Annotated in this window: 12 protein-coding genes; 5 read left to right on the top strand and 7 right to left on the bottom strand. The window is 74.7% G+C overall.

Going from position 1 to position 16,328, the window contains the following annotated elements; translation table 11 throughout:
* The first annotated feature begins 2 nt into the window (after positions 1–2).
* Together adhP and AQJ66_RS06550 are read left to right on the top strand one after the other, a co-directional pair.
* Positions 3–1,025 (top strand): alcohol dehydrogenase AdhP, encoded by a 1,023-nt coding sequence (gene adhP / locus AQJ66_RS06555; protein WP_061917918.1) that lies wholly within the window; start codon positions 3–5, stop codon positions 1,023–1,025.
* Between the two features lie 5 nt (positions 1,026–1,030).
* Positions 1,031–1,879, top strand: coding sequence for a universal stress protein (locus AQJ66_RS06550; protein ID WP_061917916.1), 849 nt, complete (start codon positions 1,031–1,033; stop codon positions 1,877–1,879).
* Between the two features lie 30 nt (positions 1,880–1,909).
* Here AQJ66_RS06550 and AQJ66_RS06545 read toward each other — a convergent pair whose 3' ends face one another.
* Positions 1,910–2,335 carry an iron chaperone gene (locus AQJ66_RS06545; RefSeq protein WP_061917913.1) on the bottom strand — a complete coding sequence of 142 codons (426 nt, stop codon included), beginning with the start codon at positions 2,333–2,335 and terminating at the stop codon, positions 1,910–1,912.
* Between the two features lie 217 nt (positions 2,336–2,552).
* Here AQJ66_RS06545 and AQJ66_RS06540 point away from each other — a divergent pair, with 217 nt between their 5' ends.
* The 3 genes from AQJ66_RS06540 to AQJ66_RS06530 all read left to right on the top strand — a co-directional run bounded on the left by AQJ66_RS06540 (position 2,553) and on the right by AQJ66_RS06530 (position 7,845).
* On the top strand, positions 2,553–5,282 hold the full coding sequence (locus AQJ66_RS06540; protein ID WP_061917911.1) for a bifunctional acetate--CoA ligase family protein/GNAT family N-acetyltransferase: 2,730 nt from the start codon (positions 2,553–2,555) through the stop codon (positions 5,280–5,282).
* A gap of 82 nt (positions 5,283–5,364) precedes the next feature.
* Positions 5,365–6,360, top strand: coding sequence for an Acg family FMN-binding oxidoreductase (locus AQJ66_RS06535; protein ID WP_061917908.1), 996 nt, complete (start codon positions 5,365–5,367; stop codon positions 6,358–6,360).
* A gap of 279 nt (positions 6,361–6,639) precedes the next feature.
* Positions 6,640–7,845: a globin domain-containing protein gene (locus AQJ66_RS06530; RefSeq protein ID WP_061917905.1), complete on the top strand. Its 1,206-nt coding sequence runs from the start codon at positions 6,640–6,642 to the stop codon at positions 7,843–7,845.
* Positions 7,846–7,878: 33 nt separating this feature from the next.
* On the opposite strand, the gene AQJ66_RS06525 is transcribed toward AQJ66_RS06530, so the two are convergent.
* The 6 genes from AQJ66_RS06525 to AQJ66_RS06500 form a co-directional block, all read right to left on the bottom strand.
* Positions 7,879–8,727: a methyltransferase domain-containing protein gene (locus AQJ66_RS06525; protein ID WP_061917903.1), complete on the bottom strand. Its 849-nt coding sequence runs from the start codon at positions 8,725–8,727 to the stop codon at positions 7,879–7,881.
* 115 nt (positions 8,728–8,842) lie between these two features.
* Entirely contained in the window at positions 8,843–9,448 is a 606-nt protein-coding gene (locus AQJ66_RS06520) for a vitamin K epoxide reductase family protein (RefSeq protein ID WP_061917900.1), read from the bottom strand.
* Complete coding sequence (narI, locus tag AQJ66_RS06515) at positions 9,445–10,206, bottom strand: respiratory nitrate reductase subunit gamma (RefSeq protein ID WP_061917897.1); 762 nt, start codon at positions 10,204–10,206, stop codon at positions 9,445–9,447. The genes AQJ66_RS06520 and narI overlap by 4 nt, the downstream gene beginning before the upstream one ends.
* A complete protein-coding gene (narJ, locus tag AQJ66_RS06510; protein ID WP_425264265.1) occupies positions 10,203–10,994 on the bottom strand; it encodes a nitrate reductase molybdenum cofactor assembly chaperone in 792 nt (263 codons plus the stop codon). The genes narI and narJ overlap by 4 nt, the downstream gene beginning before the upstream one ends.
* Entirely contained in the window at positions 10,991–12,526 is a 1,536-nt protein-coding gene (gene narH / locus AQJ66_RS06505; protein ID WP_061917894.1) for a nitrate reductase subunit beta, read from the bottom strand. The genes narJ and narH overlap by 4 nt, the downstream gene beginning before the upstream one ends.
* Position 12,527: 1 nt before the next feature.
* The gene (locus tag AQJ66_RS06500; RefSeq protein WP_061917891.1) at positions 12,528–16,226 is read right to left on the bottom strand and encodes a nitrate reductase subunit alpha; all 3,699 of its coding nucleotides are present in this window, start codon (positions 16,224–16,226) and stop codon (positions 12,528–12,530) included.
* Positions 16,227–16,328 lie beyond the last annotated feature (102 nt).

Below are 16,328 nucleotides of genomic sequence, written 5' to 3'. Positions count from 1 at the left end.
ACATGAAGGCAGCGGTCGTACGAGCCCTCGGCGAGCCCCTGGTCATCGAGGAGCGCCCCGACCCCGAGCCCGGCCCCGGCCAGGTGCGCATCCGGGTCGAGGCGTCCGGGCTGTGCCACACCGACATCCACGCCGCGCACGGCGACTGGCCCGTCAAGCCGAACCCGCCGTTCGTGCCCGGCCACGAGGGCGTCGGCCTGGTCGAGAAGCTGGGCGACGGCGTCACCCACCTGGCCGTGGGGCAGCGGGTCGCCGTGCCGTGGCTCGGCCGGGCCTGCGGGCGGTGCGAGCACTGCCTGTCCGGCTGGGAGACCCTGTGCGAGCAGCAGGTCAACACCGGGTACGGCTGCGACGGCGGGTACGCGGAGAAGATGCTGGCCTGGGCCGACTTCGCCCAGCCGGTGCCCGAGGGCGTCGGCCCGTTCGACGCGGCCCCGCTGACCTGTGCCGGGGTGACCACGTACAAGGCGCTGAAGGTCGCGGACGTCCGGCCCGCCCAGCTGGTCGCGATCTCCGGGGTCGGCGGCCTGGGCCACCTGGCCGTGCAGTACGCCAAGATCGCCGGTGCGACGGTGGCGGCCATCGACGTCACCGACGACAAGCTGGAACTGGCCCGGGAGCTGGGCGCCGACCTCGTCATCGACGCCCGTTCCCAGGACGTCGGGGCGGAGCTGAAGAAGCACGGCGGCGCGCACGCGGCGATCGCCCTGGCGGTGAACCCCGCCGCGTTCGAGGCGGTGGGCTCCGGTCTGCGGCGCGGCGGCAAGCTCGTCATGGTCGCTCTGCCCGCCCACGGCACGATCCAGGTGCCGATCTTCGACACCGTCCTGAACGGCACGTCGGTCATCGGCTCCATCGTGGGCACCCGGCAGGACCTGGCCGAGGTGTTCCGGCTGCACGCGGCCGGCCGGACGAAGGTCATCTACGAGACCCGGCCGCTCGCCTCGGTGAACGAGTCCATCGACGAGGTGCTGCGCGGCGAGGTCAAGGCCCGGCTGGTGTTCGACCTGGAGACGGGACGGTGAGGACGATGGAACTGCCCCTGGTCGTCGGCGTCGACGGTTCGGAGCCCAGCCTGCGCGCCGTCGACTGGGCGGCCGACGAGGCCGCCCTGCGCGGGCTGCCGCTGCGCGTGGTGTACGCCTCGCTGTGGGAACGCTACGAGGGCACCGGGCTCGCCGACGCCGTCGGCAGGCCCTCCGAGGAGGTGCGTGCCGAGGACATCGTCGAGGCCGCCGCCCGCCGGGCGCACGAGCGCCGGCCGGACGTGAAGACCGTCACCGACGTGCTCCCCGAGGAACCCGAGTACGCGCTGGTGCGCGAGAGCCGCACCGCCGCCGCCGTGGTCCTGGGCTCGCGCGGCCGCAGCAGCCTCACCGAGGCCGTCCTCGGCTCCGTCAGCGTCACCGTGGCCGGCCACGCCCACTGCCCGGTGATCGTGCTGCGGGGCGGCCACGACAACCGGGTCAGCCCAGGGGAGCGCCCCGTCGTCGTCGGCGTCGGCGACCGGCCCGGGGAGACCGCGGCCGTGCGCTTCGCCGCCGAGGAGGCGCGGCGCCGGGGCGTGCCGGTGGAGGCCGTCCGCGCCTGGCGCCGGCCCGCGCACGACACCCAACCGGTCCAGCGGCACGAGGAACGGGCGGCCCGGGAGCTGGACGCCGCCCTGCGGGACGTCCCGGCCGGCATCGAGGTGCGCCGGCGTACCGTCGAGGGGCCCGCCCGGCGGGTGCTGCCCGGCGCCGCGGCCGGTGCCGGCCTGCTCGTCGTCGGCGCCCGGCGCCGCGAGGGCCACTTCGGCCTCCAGCTCGGCCGGGTCGCCCACGCGGTGCTGCACCAGGCCGGCTGCCCCGTCGCCGTCGTACCGGAGCAGGCCGAGTGACCCGCCGACCCCGCCGCCCGCGCGGCGGGGTCAGCCCACCGCCCGCTTCACCAGCTCGGAGACGCGCGCCTCGTCGCCCGCCGTCAGCTCGTCGGTCAGCGCGTAGGCGGCCGGCCACATCGCGCCGTCGTCCAGCCGCGCCTGGTCGCTGAAGCCGAGGGTGGAGTAGCGGGCCTTGAACTTCGCGGAGCACTGGAAGAAGCAGACGATCTTGCCGTTCTTCGCGTACGCCGGCATCCCGTACCACAGCTTCGGCGCGAGTTCGGGCGCCGCGGCCGTGACCAGGGCGTGCACCCGCTCGGCCAGGGCCCGGTCGCCCGGCTCCATCTCGGCGATCTTGGCGAGCACCTCGCCGGTGGCGTCCGCCTTGCCGGCGCCGCGGCGCGCCGCCTTGGTCTCCCGGGCGCGCTCCTTCATCGCGGCGCGCTCCTCGACCGTGAACTCCGTGTCGCTCATCCCAGCCTCCGTCCGTCCGGTGCCCCCGCTTCGGGACGCCTCCGATGCTAGGGGGCCGCGGGCCCGCCCGGCTTCTCCAAAACTGATCAGTCCCCTCCCCGCACAGTTCCCGCCGGTAAGGGACCACCGGCCCTGGACTCGGCCCCGGACAGCCCCTGGGACGGTCCTCCGGCCCGCTGGATGCTCGGAGCATCGACAGGCCTGGAGGAGATCCGTGATGCCGGAAGACACGCTCGACCGCACCCCCGTCCACGCCCTGCTCGCGGACGGCACCACCGTCCGCATCCGTACCGTGACCCCGGCCGACCACGACCGGCTGCAGGGGCTGTACGAGGAGATGTGCCCGGACAACCTGCGCTTCCGGTTCTTCTCCCTCAGCCCGAACTCCGCCCGGCTCGCCGCCGACCGGGCCTGCGCCCCCGCACACCCGGGCTACCGGGCGCTGCTGGCCGAGACCCGCGGCCAGGTGGTCGGCGTCGCCGAGTACGACACCGGCGGCGCCGGGGACGAGGCCGAGATGTCCATCGCCGTCTGCGACGGACGGCACCACCGCGGGGTCGGCACCCTGCTCGTGGAGCACCTGGTCTCCGCCGCCCGGGCCGAGGGGGTCACGACCTTCACCGCCGACGCGCTCAGCGAGAACCGCGAGGTCCTCCGGCTCTTCGCCGACCTCGGCCTGCGCACCGCCCGCCGCTTCGAGGGCGCCGAGGTGCGCCTGACCATCCGCCTCGACGCGGACGACGCCTACCTGACCGCCGTGGAGGCCCGCGGCCGCGCCGCCGACGTCACCAGCCTCACGCCCCTGCTGCGCCCGGGCGCCGTCGCCGTCGCCGGCGCCGGACGGAAGCCCGGCTCCGTGGGCCGGGCGGTCCTGCACCACCTGAAGGCGGGCGGCTACACCGGCCGCCTGTTCGCCGTGACCCCGAACGTCAGCCACGTCCTCGACGTGCCGTCGTACCCGTCCGTCGGCGCCCTGCCCGCCACCCCCGACCTGGTGGTCGTGGCCGTCCCCGCCGCCGCGGTCCCCGCCACCGCCGAGGAGTGCGGCAAGGCCGGGGCCCGGGCGCTGCTCGTCGTCACCGCCGGACTCGACGCCGGGCAGGCGCGCGCCCTGCTGGCCGCGTGCTGCGCCCACGGCATGCGCCTGGTGGGGCCCAACTGCCTCGGCGTCTCCAACACCGAGCCCGGCCTGCGGCTCGACGCCACGTTCGCCGCCCGCCACCCGCGCCCCGGCACCGCGGGCGTCGCCGTGCAGTCGGGCGGGGTCGGCATCGCCCTGCTCGACGGGCTGTCCCGGCTCGGCATCGGCGTCTCCTCCTTCGCCTCCCTCGGCGACAAGTACGACGTCAGCGGCAACGACATGCTCCAGTGGTGGGAGAGCGACGGCCGCACCGAACTCGCCCTGCTGCACCTGGAGTCCTTCGGCAGCCCGCGCGCGTTCTCCCGCACCGCCCGCCGCGTCACCCGCCGGATCCCGGTGCTGACCGTCGACGCCGGCCGTACCGAGGCCGGCCGGCGCGCCGCCGCCTCGCACACCGCGGCGGCCGCCACCCGCGCCATGACCCGGCAGGCGCTGTTCACCCAGGCCGGCATCACCGCCACCCGCTCCGTCGGCGAACTCATGGAGACCGCGGCCCTGCTGCACTCCCAGCCGCTGCCCGCGGGCACCCGGGTCGCCATCGTCAGCAACGCGGGCGGCGCGGGCGTCCTCGCGGCCGACGCCTGCGCCGAGGCGGGACTCGCCGTGCCGCCGCTGCCCCCGGAGGTGATCGACGACCTGCTCGCCGTGCTCCCCGAGGGCGCCGCGGCCGGCAACCCCGTCGACACCACCGCCGCCGTCGGCGAGGACGGGCTCGCGGACTGCCTGGACCGGCTGACGCGGCACCCGGGTGTCGACGCCGTGCTGGTGGCGCTGCTGCCCACGGCGGTCGCCGCCGCGACCGGCGACGACCTCGTCCGGGCGCTCACCCGGGGCCCCGGGCACCGGGCCAAGCCGGTCGCCGCGATCCGCCTCGACCAGGACCTGCCGGTCCGGCTGCTGCCCGCCGACGGCGGCGGCACCGTCCCGTCGTACGCCGAACCCCAGGCCGCGGCCCGGGCACTGGCCCACGCCGCCCGCCGGGCGGCCTGGCTCGCCCGGCCCGTGGGCACCGTCCCGGACCTCGACGGCATCGACGCGGCCGGCGCCCAGGAGGTCGCCGAGCGCTTCCTGTCCGCACACGAGGACGGCGGCTGGCTCGACCCGCGCACCTGCGCCCGCCTGCTGTCCTGCTACGGCATCCCGCAACTGCCGTGGGCGTGGGCCGAGACCGAGGACGAGGCCGTCCTCGCGGCCCAGCGGCTGCGCGGCCCCGACGGCCGGGTGGTCCTCAAGGCCCACTGGCCGGGGCTGCTGCACAAGAGCGAGCAGCGCGCCGTGCACCTCGACCTCCAGGGCGACGCCCAGGTGCGCGCCGCCTTCCGGGACTTCGGGACCCGGTTCGCCGGGCTGCTCACCGGCGTCGTCGTGCAGCCACTCGCCGCGCGCGGCACCGAACTGTTCGCCGGCGTCGTCCAGGACGAGGTCTTCGGCCCGCTCGTGCTGTTCGGGCTCGGCGGCACCGCGACCGAGGTCCTCGGCGACCTCCCCCAGTCTCGAATTCGCTCGACCGGGGGGACCCCCATCGCCCGGCTGGCCCCGCTCACCGACCACGACGTCCACGACCTGATCACCGCGCCGCGCTGCGCCCCGCTGCTGTTCGGCGCCCGCGGCGGCGCACCGGCCGACCTCGAAGGCCTGGAGCAGCTGCTGCTGCGCCTGTCCCGCATGGCGGCCGACCTGCCGCAGCTCGCCGAGGTCGACTTCAACCCCGTCCTCGCGGCGCCGGCCGGGGTCAGCGTGCTCGACGCACGGGTGCGCCTCGTACCGCGCCGCCCCCACGACCCCTATCTGCGCCGGCTGCGCTGAGCGGCGGCGGATGCCGGCACCATCACCCGGCGGACCGGAGGGTACTCGCCGGCAGGAGACGACGAAGCGCGAGGAGGGCGCCATGGACACCCGGCAGACGGACACGGAGACGGTGACGGCGCTGGTCGCCGAGGCCGTGGCGGCCCCGTCCATGCACAACGCGCAGCCCTGGCGCTTCCGCTACCTGGCCGGCGAGCGCACCGTCCTGCTGCTCGCCGACACCGGCCGGGCCATGCACCGCTCCGACCCGGAGGACCGGGCGCTGACCATCGGCTGCGGAGCCGCGCTGCTCAACCTGCGCGCCGCCGCCGCGCACGCCGGACTCACCACCGGGGTCCGGCTGCTCCCGGACCCCGGCGAGCCCCTGCTGCTCGCCTCCGTCCGGCTCGGCGCGGCACCCCGGACGGCGGCGGACGACGACCTGGCACGCCTGCGCCCCGCGATCCCCGAGCGGCACACCAGCCGGCACCCCTTCGAGGAGCGGGACGTCCCCGAGGACGTCCGGGCCGCCCTGCGCCGGGCGGCCGCCCTGGAGGGGGCCGAGCTGATGTTCCCCGGGGCCTGGCACGTGGAGACCGTGCTGGACCTGGTCCACGACGCGGAGAGCCGGGACGCCCTCCATCCCGAGGGCATGGAGGACCTGCACCGCTGGACCCGGCTCGGCCCGGAGGCGGAGCGCGCCACGGACGGCGTCCCCGAGTACGCGTTCGGACCCCGGCTGCGCGACGGCAAGGCGCCGCTGCGGGACTTCGCCGGCCGCCGCCCGGTGGCGCACCGCGCCGGCGCCGCCTTCGAGAAGCACCCGCACCTGGCGCTGCTCAGCACCCCGGGGGACGACCGGGCCGACTGGCTGTCCGCGGGGCAGGCGCTGGAACGCGTCCTGCTGGAGGCGACCCTGGCCGGGCTCGCCACCTCGCTGACCTCCCACGCCCTGGAGAGCCGCGACCTGCGGCTGCTGGCCCGCGACCCGGTGGGCGGCCGGGGCCACGTCCAGATGGTGCTGCGCCTGGGCTACGGGCCGCGGGGAGCGGCCACACCCCGCCGGCCCGTCCAGGACGTCCTCGACATCGTCGAGTGACCCTCGTCATGGCCACCCCGTAAGGGGATTGCGGCGGTTTGCCCCTCGCCGTGCCTGGTGACCCGCTTCCGGAACCAGGCCTGACACCCGGTTCGGGGACTCCCGCCGGCCCGTCGCGCCCGGCGACCGGACCGACGGGCCCTGCCGCGCAGGGAAGTTCGGCCCTATGGCAGGCGACGGCCCGCCGGGATCATCGGTGTGCCGGTCCGCTCCGCACCCGGAGCCCGGCCGTGACGGTGAGCGCCGTCCCCCAACGCACCCGCAAACCGGAGGAGTTCCATGCTTTCGCCCGAGTCGGCCGCTGTCGTCCGTGCCACCCTGCCCGCCGTCGGCGGAGCCCTGGACGAGATCACCGCGCGCTTCTACGGCACCATGTTCGCCGACCAGCCCGAGCTGCTGGACGGCCTGTTCAACCGCGGCAACCAGGCCAGCGGTGAGCAGCGCCGCGCGCTGGCCGGATCCATCGCGGGCTTCGCCCAGGCCCTGCTGGCCCACCCCGATGAGCGCCCGGACGCGATGCTCGCCCGCATCGCCCACAAGCACGCCGCGCTCGGCGTCACCGAGGACCAGTACACGATCGTCCACAAGTACCTGTTCCGCGCGATCGGCGACGTCCTCGGCGACGCCGTCACACCGGAGGTCGCCGCCGCCTGGGACGAGGTGTACTGGCTGATGGCCGGCGCCCTCATAGCCCAGGAGGCCCGCCTCTACCAGGAGGCGGAGGTCGACCCGCGCACGCCGTGGCGGCAGTGGACCGTGGTGGAGCGGCGGGAGGAGACCCCCGACGTGGCCTCCTTCCTGCTGCGCCCGGCCGACGACGGCCCCCTGCCGCGGGCCCGCGCCGGACAGTACGTCAGCGTCCGGGTGCGGATGCCCGACGGCATCCGCCAGACCCGCCAGTACAGCCTGTCCAACGCTCCCGGCGACCGGCTGCGGCGCATCACCGTCAAGCGGGTCGCGAGCGTGGCCGACGCCCCCGAGGGCGAGGTCTCCAACCAGCTGCACCGCACCGTACGGGCCGGCGACGAACTGACCCTGTCGGCCCCGTTCGGAGACGTGGTCCTGGACGACGCAGCCACCCCGCTGGTGCTGGTCTCCGCGGGCATCGGCTGCACCCCGATGGCCGGCATGCTCGAACACCTCGCGGCCACCGGCTCCACGCGTCCGGTGCGGGTCCTGCACGCCGACCGCGCCCCCGGCGACCACGCCCTGCGCGCCGAGACCCGCCGCCTGGTGGAGGAACTGCCCGACGCCCGCGCGGAGTTCTGGTACGAGCAGGACGCGTCCGGGGAACCCGGCTCGCACACCGGCCTGATGGACCTCGCCGGCCTGGACCTGCCCGCCGACGCCGACGTCTACCTGTGCGGCTCGCTGCCCTTCATGCGGGGCGTGCGCGCCCAGCTGCTCGAGGCCGGCATCCCCGCCCGCAGCATCCGCTACGAGGTGTTCGGCCCCGACCTGTGGCTGGCCCACGCCGAGGACTGAGCACCCGCCGGCTCCCACGGTCGCCCGGCGCGTTCAGCCGCCGGGCGCGGTGGGTACGGCGACCAGGCCGATGGCGCCCAGGTGGTCCCGGTGGCGGTGGTAGACGCGCCGCATACGCTGCACGCGCTCCCGGGCCGCCGGGTCCCGCAGGACGCGCCCGGCGATGCCCAGGGCGTGGACCAGCCCCTCGTCGGCGACGAGCCGGCGCGGCTCCAGCAGCGCCATCGGCACCGTCGTGCGGGCGGTCACGGTCAGACCCTCGGCGGTGAGCAGAGCGCCCCAGCCGGCCGGGGTGAGCGGGCGGGAGCCGACGTGGAGCACGTCGTACAGGTCGGCGGCGATCCGCCCGGCGAGGGCCGGGTCGAGGCCGTCGGGCAGCAGGCACATCTCGTGCAGGGCGTACCGCCCGGTGGAGCCGTCGAGCAGCCGGCGCGCCTCCCGTACGATCCGCCGCTTGGCGGCTTCGGGCTGCATGGTCAGCACCGCCTCCCCGTACACGACGGTGGCGCTGCCGTCCGGCAGCCCGGTGGCAGCGGCGTCCGCCCGCACCGCACGCACCCGTGTCGCGCCGGGGGCCGTCAGGCCGGCCAGCCGCGCCACGGCGGCGGCGTCCCGGTCCACGGCCGTGTAGCAGGCCGGGCCGCGGGCGAGCACCAGCGGGGCGGTGGCCCCCAGACCGGCGGCCAGCTCCACCACCCGGTCCTCGGGGCCGATGGCCAGGGCGTCGATCATCCAGCGGGTCAGCTCCAGGCCGCCGGGGCGCAGGACCCGCTTGCCCATGCGGGCCAGCAGCCAGTGGGCGGGCATGCGCGAGGCGTCGAGCCCCTCGCCGGGCAGGGGAGCCCCGTCGCCCGGGGGCTGGTCGTGGCCGGTCGTCGCCATCGGCGATGTCTCGCTCTCTCCCCCCGGCCTGCCAGGTTCGCTCAGGCCACGCTACTGCCGGCCCCCCTCCTCTTCATGGGCCGAACGTCCCGACCGGCGTGTCCGGGCGGCCCGGTCACAGCAGGCTGCTCCAGTACGGCCAGAACCGGGTCAGGACCAGCACGGCGATCAGCCCGTACCAGGCGGCGAGCAGCAGCCCGTGGGTCTCCAGCACCAGCGCGAGCGGGCGCCGTCCGGCCGCCGGCACGGGGATCAGCCCGTGCCGGAGGTTGCGCAGCGTGACGTACCAGAACAGGGCGATGGTCACGGCCCACACCACGACGCAGTAGGGGCACAGCCGTCCCAGACCGAAGAGGGACGCGTGGATCAGCCAGTGCACGAACACCACCCCGGCCGCGGCCCCGGCGTTCAGGCCGAGCCACAGCGCCCGCGACAGCCGGCCCCCGGTGAGGACCACCAGACCGAGCACGGCGACCGCGGCGAAGGCGGCCAGGCCGAGCACCATGTTGGGGAAGCCGAACACGCTGCCCTCGGGGCTGGCCATGACGCTGCCGCAGCTGACGACCGGGCTGATGTTGCACGGCGGCCGGTAGGTCGGGTCCTTCAGCAGCCGCCAGTCGTCGACGGTCAGCTGGAAGGAGGCCAGCCAGCCGGCGCCTCCGGTCAGCACCAGCAGCAGACCGGTGCGCCGGCCCGGGCGGCCTCCCCGCGGCTCCGTCATGCGGCCCGTCCGGTGCGGGACCCGGCGGCGGCGCCGCTCACGGGCGGGGCCGGAGTGGTCGCGCGGCGCCGGTAGACCAGGTACGGGCGGGTGAGGTAGCCGACGGGCGCGCTCCACACGTGGACCAGGCGCGTGAACGGCCAGGCGGCGAAGAGCAGGCAGGCGCTCAGGGCGTGCAGCTGGAACAGCAGCGGTGCCCCGGCGATCGCCTCGGGCTGAGGGTGGAGGGCGAAGACGCCGCGGAACCACACCGAGACGGTGGAGCGGTAGTCGTAGCCGCCGCCGAACACGTTGTGCGCGGCCGTGGCGGTGATCCCCAGCAGCACGGTGGCGGACAGCAGCGGGAACAGCACCTTGTCGCTGCGGTCGGTGGTGCGGCGGATCCGGCGGGCCAGCAGCCGGCGGGCGCACAGCATGCCCAGGCCGCTCACCATGGCGACCCCGGCGACGGAGCCCAGCGCGACGGCCGTGGTGTGGTAGGCGTGCTCGCTCACCCCGGCGGCCTCGGTCCAGGAGGCGGGTACCGCGAGGCCCACCACGTGCCCGGCGATCACCGCGAAGGCGCCGAGGTGGAACAGCGGGCTGCCCCAGCGCAGCCAGCGGTGTTCGAGGAGCTGGGTGGTGCGCGAGGTCCAGCCGAACTGGTCCTGGCGGTAGCGCCAGACGTGCCCGACGGCGAAGACGGCGAGGCAGATGTAGGGGAGGGCGACCCACAGCAGCAGGTCGGCGCCGCCGGGGGCGGCCGCGATCGGGTTCATCGGAGACCTTCCGCGCGGGAGGTGGGCGGGGCGGGCAGGGGCGGTACGAAGGCGTCGGGCGGCGCGAACTCCCCGGCGCCGTAGGGATCGAGGCCGACGTGCTCGTCGGGCGGGCCCTCGGCTGCCAGTTTCGCCACGGCCTCCTCGTCGGCCTCGGTCGCGGGCGGCAGGAGGGTCAGCAGGGCGGCGAGCAGGTGCCGGTAGGGCGACTCGGCGGCCTCCAGGGCCCGGTGGATCAGGTCCAGGCCCCGGCGGTGCCGGCGCAGCGGCGCCTCGCCCGGGCCGGGCCCGGCGAGCGCGGCGAACTCCAGGACGACCGGCAGGTGGTCGGGCAGTTCGCCGCCGTCCACGTCCCAGCCCATGGCCTGGTAGCGGCGGGCCAGGGTGAGCAGGGCCATGCCGCGGCGGCGGGTGTCGCCGTGCAGGTAGTAGGTGAGGTAGAGGCTGCTCCTGCGGCGCAGGTCGAAGACCTCGACGTAGTGGCGCTCCAGTGCCTCGGGGTCCTCGGCGGGGAACCAGCCGGCGAAGGCCGCCAGGTGCCGTGCGGCGGGCGTGGGCTCCAGGGAGCGGATCCGGTCGGCCAGGTCGTCGCGGGCCGCGACCAGTTCGGCGTCCGGGTACTGCAGGAGCAGCGAGATCAGCCGCAGCAGCAGGGCCCGGTCCTCGGCCTCCTGCGGCGACAGCCGCGACGGACGGCGGACCGCGGCGCGCAGCCGGGTGCGCACGAGGGCGGGGAGGGACGGGGGTCCCCCCAGGCGTCCGGCACTGGGGGAGGGCAACGGGCTCACAGGTGGCCTCCGGCGGGGGCTTCGGGGGTGCGGCGGCGCAGGGTGGGGATGCCGAGCATGACCTTCCGGCCCTCCGGTTCCCCGGAGGTCTCGACCGGGCAGCGGTTCTCGAGGGCGGTCAGCGCGGCCGCGTCCTCCTTGTGCGCGGCCGGGACGACGTACCGGTCCCGGTACTTGGCGACCGCCAGCAGCCGGTGCAGGTCCTCCGCCTCCCGGCCGGTCAGTCCCACGGCCTTCACCACGGCCTCGTCCCCGGGCTCGCCCAGGGTCCGCTGCCGCATGTACGAGCGCAGCGCGGTCAGTTTCATCAGCACCCCCCCGACCACGTCCGTGTCCCCGGCGGTGAACAGCTCCGCCAGGTACTCCAGCGGGATGCGGAGCCGGGTGACGGCGGCGAACACGTGGTCGGGGTCGTCCTGGTTCCCGCCCGCGGAGGTCACCGCGTCCAGCACGGGGGAGAGCGGGGGCACGTACCAGACCATCGGCAGCGTGCGGTACTCCGGGTGCAGCGGCAGCGCCACCCTGTACTTCGACACCAGCGCGTACACCGGGGAGCGGCGGGCGGCGTCCAGCCAGTCCTCGGGTATCCCGGACTCGCGGGCGGCCGCGATCACCTCGGGGTCGAACGGGTCGAGGAAGACGTCGCGCTGCGCGTCCAGCAGGTCCCGCTCGTCGGGGGTGGCCGCGGCCTCGCCGACCCTGTCGGCGTCGTACAGCAGCAGCCCGAGGTAGCGCAGCCGGCCCACGCACGTCTCCGAGCAGACCGTGGGCTGCCCCGCCTCGATGCGCGGGAAGCAGAAGGTGCACTTCTCGGCCTTGCCGGTGGCGTGGTTGACGTACACCTTCTTGTACGGGCACGCCGTCACGCACATCCGCCAGCCCCGGCAGCGGTCCTGGTCGACCAGGACGATGCCGTCCTCCACCCGCTTGTACATCGCGCCCGACGGACAGGCCGACACACAGGCCGGGTTGAGGCAGTGCTCGCACAGCCGGGGCAGGTGGAACAGGAAGGTCTGCTCGAACTCGAACCTCACCTTCTCGGCCCACGCGCCACTCAGGTTCGGGTCGCCGGCCGCGTGCTCGGGCGCGCCGCCCAGGCCGTCCTCCCAGTTGGCGCCCCAGGTGATGGAGGTCGGCCGGCCGGTGAGGACCGAGCGGGGGCGCGCGACCGGCATGTCCGGTCCGGCCGGGGCGCTGACCAGGTTGTCGTAGTCGTACGTCACCGGCTCGTAGTAGTCCTCGATGGACGGCAGGTCCGGGTTGGAGAACAGCGACAGCAGCCGCCTGACCCGGCCGCCGGAGCGCAGCACCAGCCGGCCCTTGCGGTCCAGCGTCCAGCCGCCCTTCCAGTGCTCCTGGTCCTCGTAGCGGCGCGGGTAGCCGACGCCCGGCTTGGTCTCCACGTTGTTGAACCAGGCGTACTCCACGCCGGTCCGGTTGGTCCAGGTCTGCTTGCAGGTGACCGAGCAGGTGTGGCACCCGATGCACTTGTCGAGGTTCATCACCATCGCGATCTGTGCCATCACGCGCATGTCAGTACTCCACTTGCTGGCTGCGGCGGCGGATGACGGTGACCTCGTCCCGCTGATTGCCGGTCGGGCCGTAGTAGTTGAAGGCGTAGGTGAACTGGGCGTAGCCGCCCGCCAGATGGGTCGGCTTGAGCAGCAGTCTCGTCAGCGAGTTGTGCATGCCGCCGCGCTTGCCGCTGACCTCGGTCTTCGGCACGTTCACGTTGCGGTCCTGGGCGTGGTACATGTACACGGTGCCCTCGGGCATGCGGTGGGTGACCACGGCGCGGGCGGCGACGACGCCGTTGCGGTTGTACGCCTCGATCCACTCGTTGTCCCTGACGCCGATCCTGTCGGCGTCGGCGGTGGACATCCAGATCGTGGGTCCGCCGCGGGACAGGTCGAGCATGTACTTGTTGTCCTGGTAGTTCGAGTGGATGGACCACTTGGAGTGCGGGGTCAGGTAGCGCACGGTGACCTCCGCCCGGCCGTCCTCGTTCAGGTGCTCGTCGCCGTAGTGCCCGATCGCGTTCAGCGGCGGCCGGTAGACGGGCAGTTGCTCGCCCAGCTCGGCGATCCAGTCGTGCTCGACGAAGAAGTGCTGGCGGCCGGTGAGGGTGTGCCACGGCTTCTTGTGCTCGACGTTGATCACGAAGGGGGAGTAGCGGCGGCCGCCGGTCTCCGACCCCGACCACTCGTACGAGGTCATCACCGCGCGCGGCTGGGTACGGGTGTCGGCGAACGTGATCCGCTCGGCCTCGCGTTCGGCGGCCAGCTCCACCAGGCCCTCGCTGCCGGTCTGCCGCTCCAGCTCACGGAAACCCTCCGTCGCCAGGCGCCCGTTGGTGGTGCCGGACAGCGCGAGGATCGCCTCGCACATGTCGGTGGCGGTGGCCAGCGACGGCCGGCCGGCACCGACGCCGTCGCGGACGGTGCCGCAGCGGTGCCGCAGCTCCTCGACCTCGCGGTCCGGGTGGACGGTGACGCCCTTGGTGGTGGTGCCGAGGGTGTCCAGGAGCGGTCCCACGGCGCGGATCTTCTGCGCCACGGCCGTGTAGTCCCGCTCCACCACGACCAGCTTCGGCATGGTCCGGCCCGGAACAGGCTCGCACTCACCGGTCTTCCAGTCCCGCACCACCCCGCCCGGCTGGGCGAGTTCGTCCGGGGTGTCGTGGGTGAGCGGCACGGCCAGGACGTCGGTGCGGGTGCCCAGGTGCTCGGCGGCCAGTTCGCTGAACCGGTCGGCGATGGTGAGGAACGTGTCGTAGTCGGTCCGGGCCTGCCAGGGCGGGGCGATGGCCGGGGTGAAGGCGTGCACGAAGGGGTGCATGTCCGTGCTGGACAGGTCGTCCTTCTCGTACCAGGTCGCGGCCGGCAGGACCACGTCGGACAGCAGGCCGGTGGAGGTCATCCGGAAGTCCATGGTGACCAGCAGGTCGAGCTTGCCCTCGGGGGCCTCCTCGTGCCACACCACCTCCTGCGGCCGCTGCCCCTCGGGGGTCTCGGCGGAGCGGACGGCGGAGTCGGCGCCCAGCAGGTGGCGCAGGAAGTACTCGTTGCCCTTGCCGGAGGAGCCCAGCAGGTTCGCCCGCCACACCGTCAGCACCCGGGGGAAGTTCGCGGGGTCGTCCGGGTCCTCGGCCGCGAACCTCAGCCGCCCCGCCTTCAGCTCGTCCACGACGTGCTCGGCGACGTCGCGCCCCCGGGCGGCCGCCTCGTCGCACAGGTCCAGCGGGTTGCGGTCGAAGCCGGGGTGGCCCGGAGTCCAGCCCAGCCGCACGGCCTGCGCCAGGCAGTCCGCGAACGCCTTGCCCTCGAACCGGCCGGCGCCGAGCGGTGACGCCAGCTCCTGCGGCCCGAACGCCTCGTAGCGCCACTGGTCGGTGTTCAGGTACCAGTAGGAGGTGCCCGCCATGTGCCGGGTCGGCCGCTGCCAGTCGAAGGCGAACGCCAGGTGCTGGAAGCCGGTCAGCGGCCGGACCTTCTCCTGGCCGACGTAGTGCGCCCAGCCGCCGCCGTTGACGCCCTGGCAGCCGGTCATCGTGGTCAGCGCCAGGAACGCCCGGTAGATCGTGTCGGAGTGGAACCAGTGGTTGGTGCCCGCGCCCATCGCGATCATCGACCGGCCGTTCGTGCGCTCGGCGTTGCGGGCGAACTCCCGGGCGATCCGGGCCGCCTGCCCGGCCGGCACCGAGGTGACGGTCTCCTGCCAGGCCGGGGTGTACGGCTGGGACGCGTCGTCGTACGCCAGCGGCCAGACACCCGGCAGACCGGGCCGGGCCACCCCGTACTGGGCGAGCATCAGGTCGAACACGGTGGTGACGAGCCGGCCGCCGATACGCCGCACGGGCACGCCGCGCACCACCACCGAGCCGCCCTCGGTGGCGCCCTCGTCGAACCGGGGCAGCGCCACCCGCACCCGGTCCTCGGCCGACTCCAGCAGGCTCAGCTCGGGCTCGACGTCGCCGAGGTCGAGATTCCAGCGGCCGCGCTCGGCCTCCCCCCACCGGAAGCCGAGCGAGCCGCCGGGGACCACCGCCTCACCGCTGGCCCGGTCCACCAGCACCGTCTTGAAGTCGGCGTGCTCCTCGTCACGGCCGAGGTCGGCCGCGGTCAGGAACCCGCCCGGCACGAGGCCGTGTTCGCCCTCGCGCAGCTTCACCAGGAACGGTGCGTCCGTGTAGGTCCGCAAGTAGTCGCGGAAGTAGGGAACTTCGCGGTCGACGAGGAACTCGCGCAGGATCACGTGGCCCATCGCCATCGCCAGCGCACCGTCGGTGCCCGGGTGCGGGGCCATCCACTCGTCGGCGTGCTTGACGTTGTCCGCGTAGTCGGGGCTGACCGCCACGACCTTGGTGCCGTTGTAGCGGGTCTCGGTCAGGAAGTGCGCGTCCGGGGTGCGGGTGACGGGGATGTTGGAGCCCCACATGATCAGGTAGCCGGCGTTCCACCAGTCCGCCGCCTCGGGGACGTCCGTCTGGTCGCCGAAGACCTGCGGGGAGGCCACCGGAAGGTCCGCGTACCAGTCGTAGAACGACAGCAGCGTGCCGCCGATCAGCGACATGAACCGGGAGCCGGCCGCGAACGACGCCATCGACATCGCCGGGATCGGCGAGAAGCCCGCCACCCGGTCGGGGCCGTAGGCCTTGACGGTGTGCACGTGGGCGGCGGCCACCAGCTCGGCCACTTCCTCCCAATCGGCGCGCACCAGGCCGCCCTTGCCGCGCGCCCGCTTGTACGCCCGCGCCTTCGCCGGGTCCCCGGTGATCTCCGCCCACGCGGCCACCGGGTCGCCGAGCCGGCGCCGGGCCTCGCGCCACATCGTCAGCAACGTGCCCCGGACGTAGGGGTACCGGACCCGGCTGGGGGAGTAGGTGTACCAGGAGAACGAGGCACCGCGCGGGCAGCCCCGCGGCTCGTACTCGGGGCAGTCCGCGCCGATCGACGGGTAGTCGGTGGCCTGGTGCTCCCAGGTGATGATGCCGTCCTTGACGTACACCATCCACGAGCAGGAACCGGTGCAGTTGACGCCGTGCGTGGAGCGCACCACCTTGTCGTGCGCCCAGCGGTCCCGGTAGAAACCCTCCCAAGCCGGGTCGCCCGTGCCGAAGACAGCGCGTCCGTCGGCCGACACCTCACGGCGTGTCAGCAGCCGGCGGGCGGCCAGTGGCCACCCCTCCCCTGAGCGCCGCTGCGAGGGGCGCGCGATCTTCTCGTTCTCCATGGCCAGGAACGCTAGGCGCCGGACCCGCCCCGGGCCTGGGGCCGAACGGCCCTGTCCGGGAGACCTACCGGCCCGGACCTCGCCCGACGGGCGGCGGATCAG

The sequence above is a fragment of the Streptomyces bungoensis genome, from assembly GCF_001514215.1.
GTDB classification, from domain to species: Bacteria; Actinomycetota; Actinomycetes; order Streptomycetales; family Streptomycetaceae; genus Streptomyces; species Streptomyces bungoensis.
The sequence above is the reverse complement of the archived record's forward strand: the minus strand, read 5'-3'. Positions and strand labels throughout refer to the sequence as shown.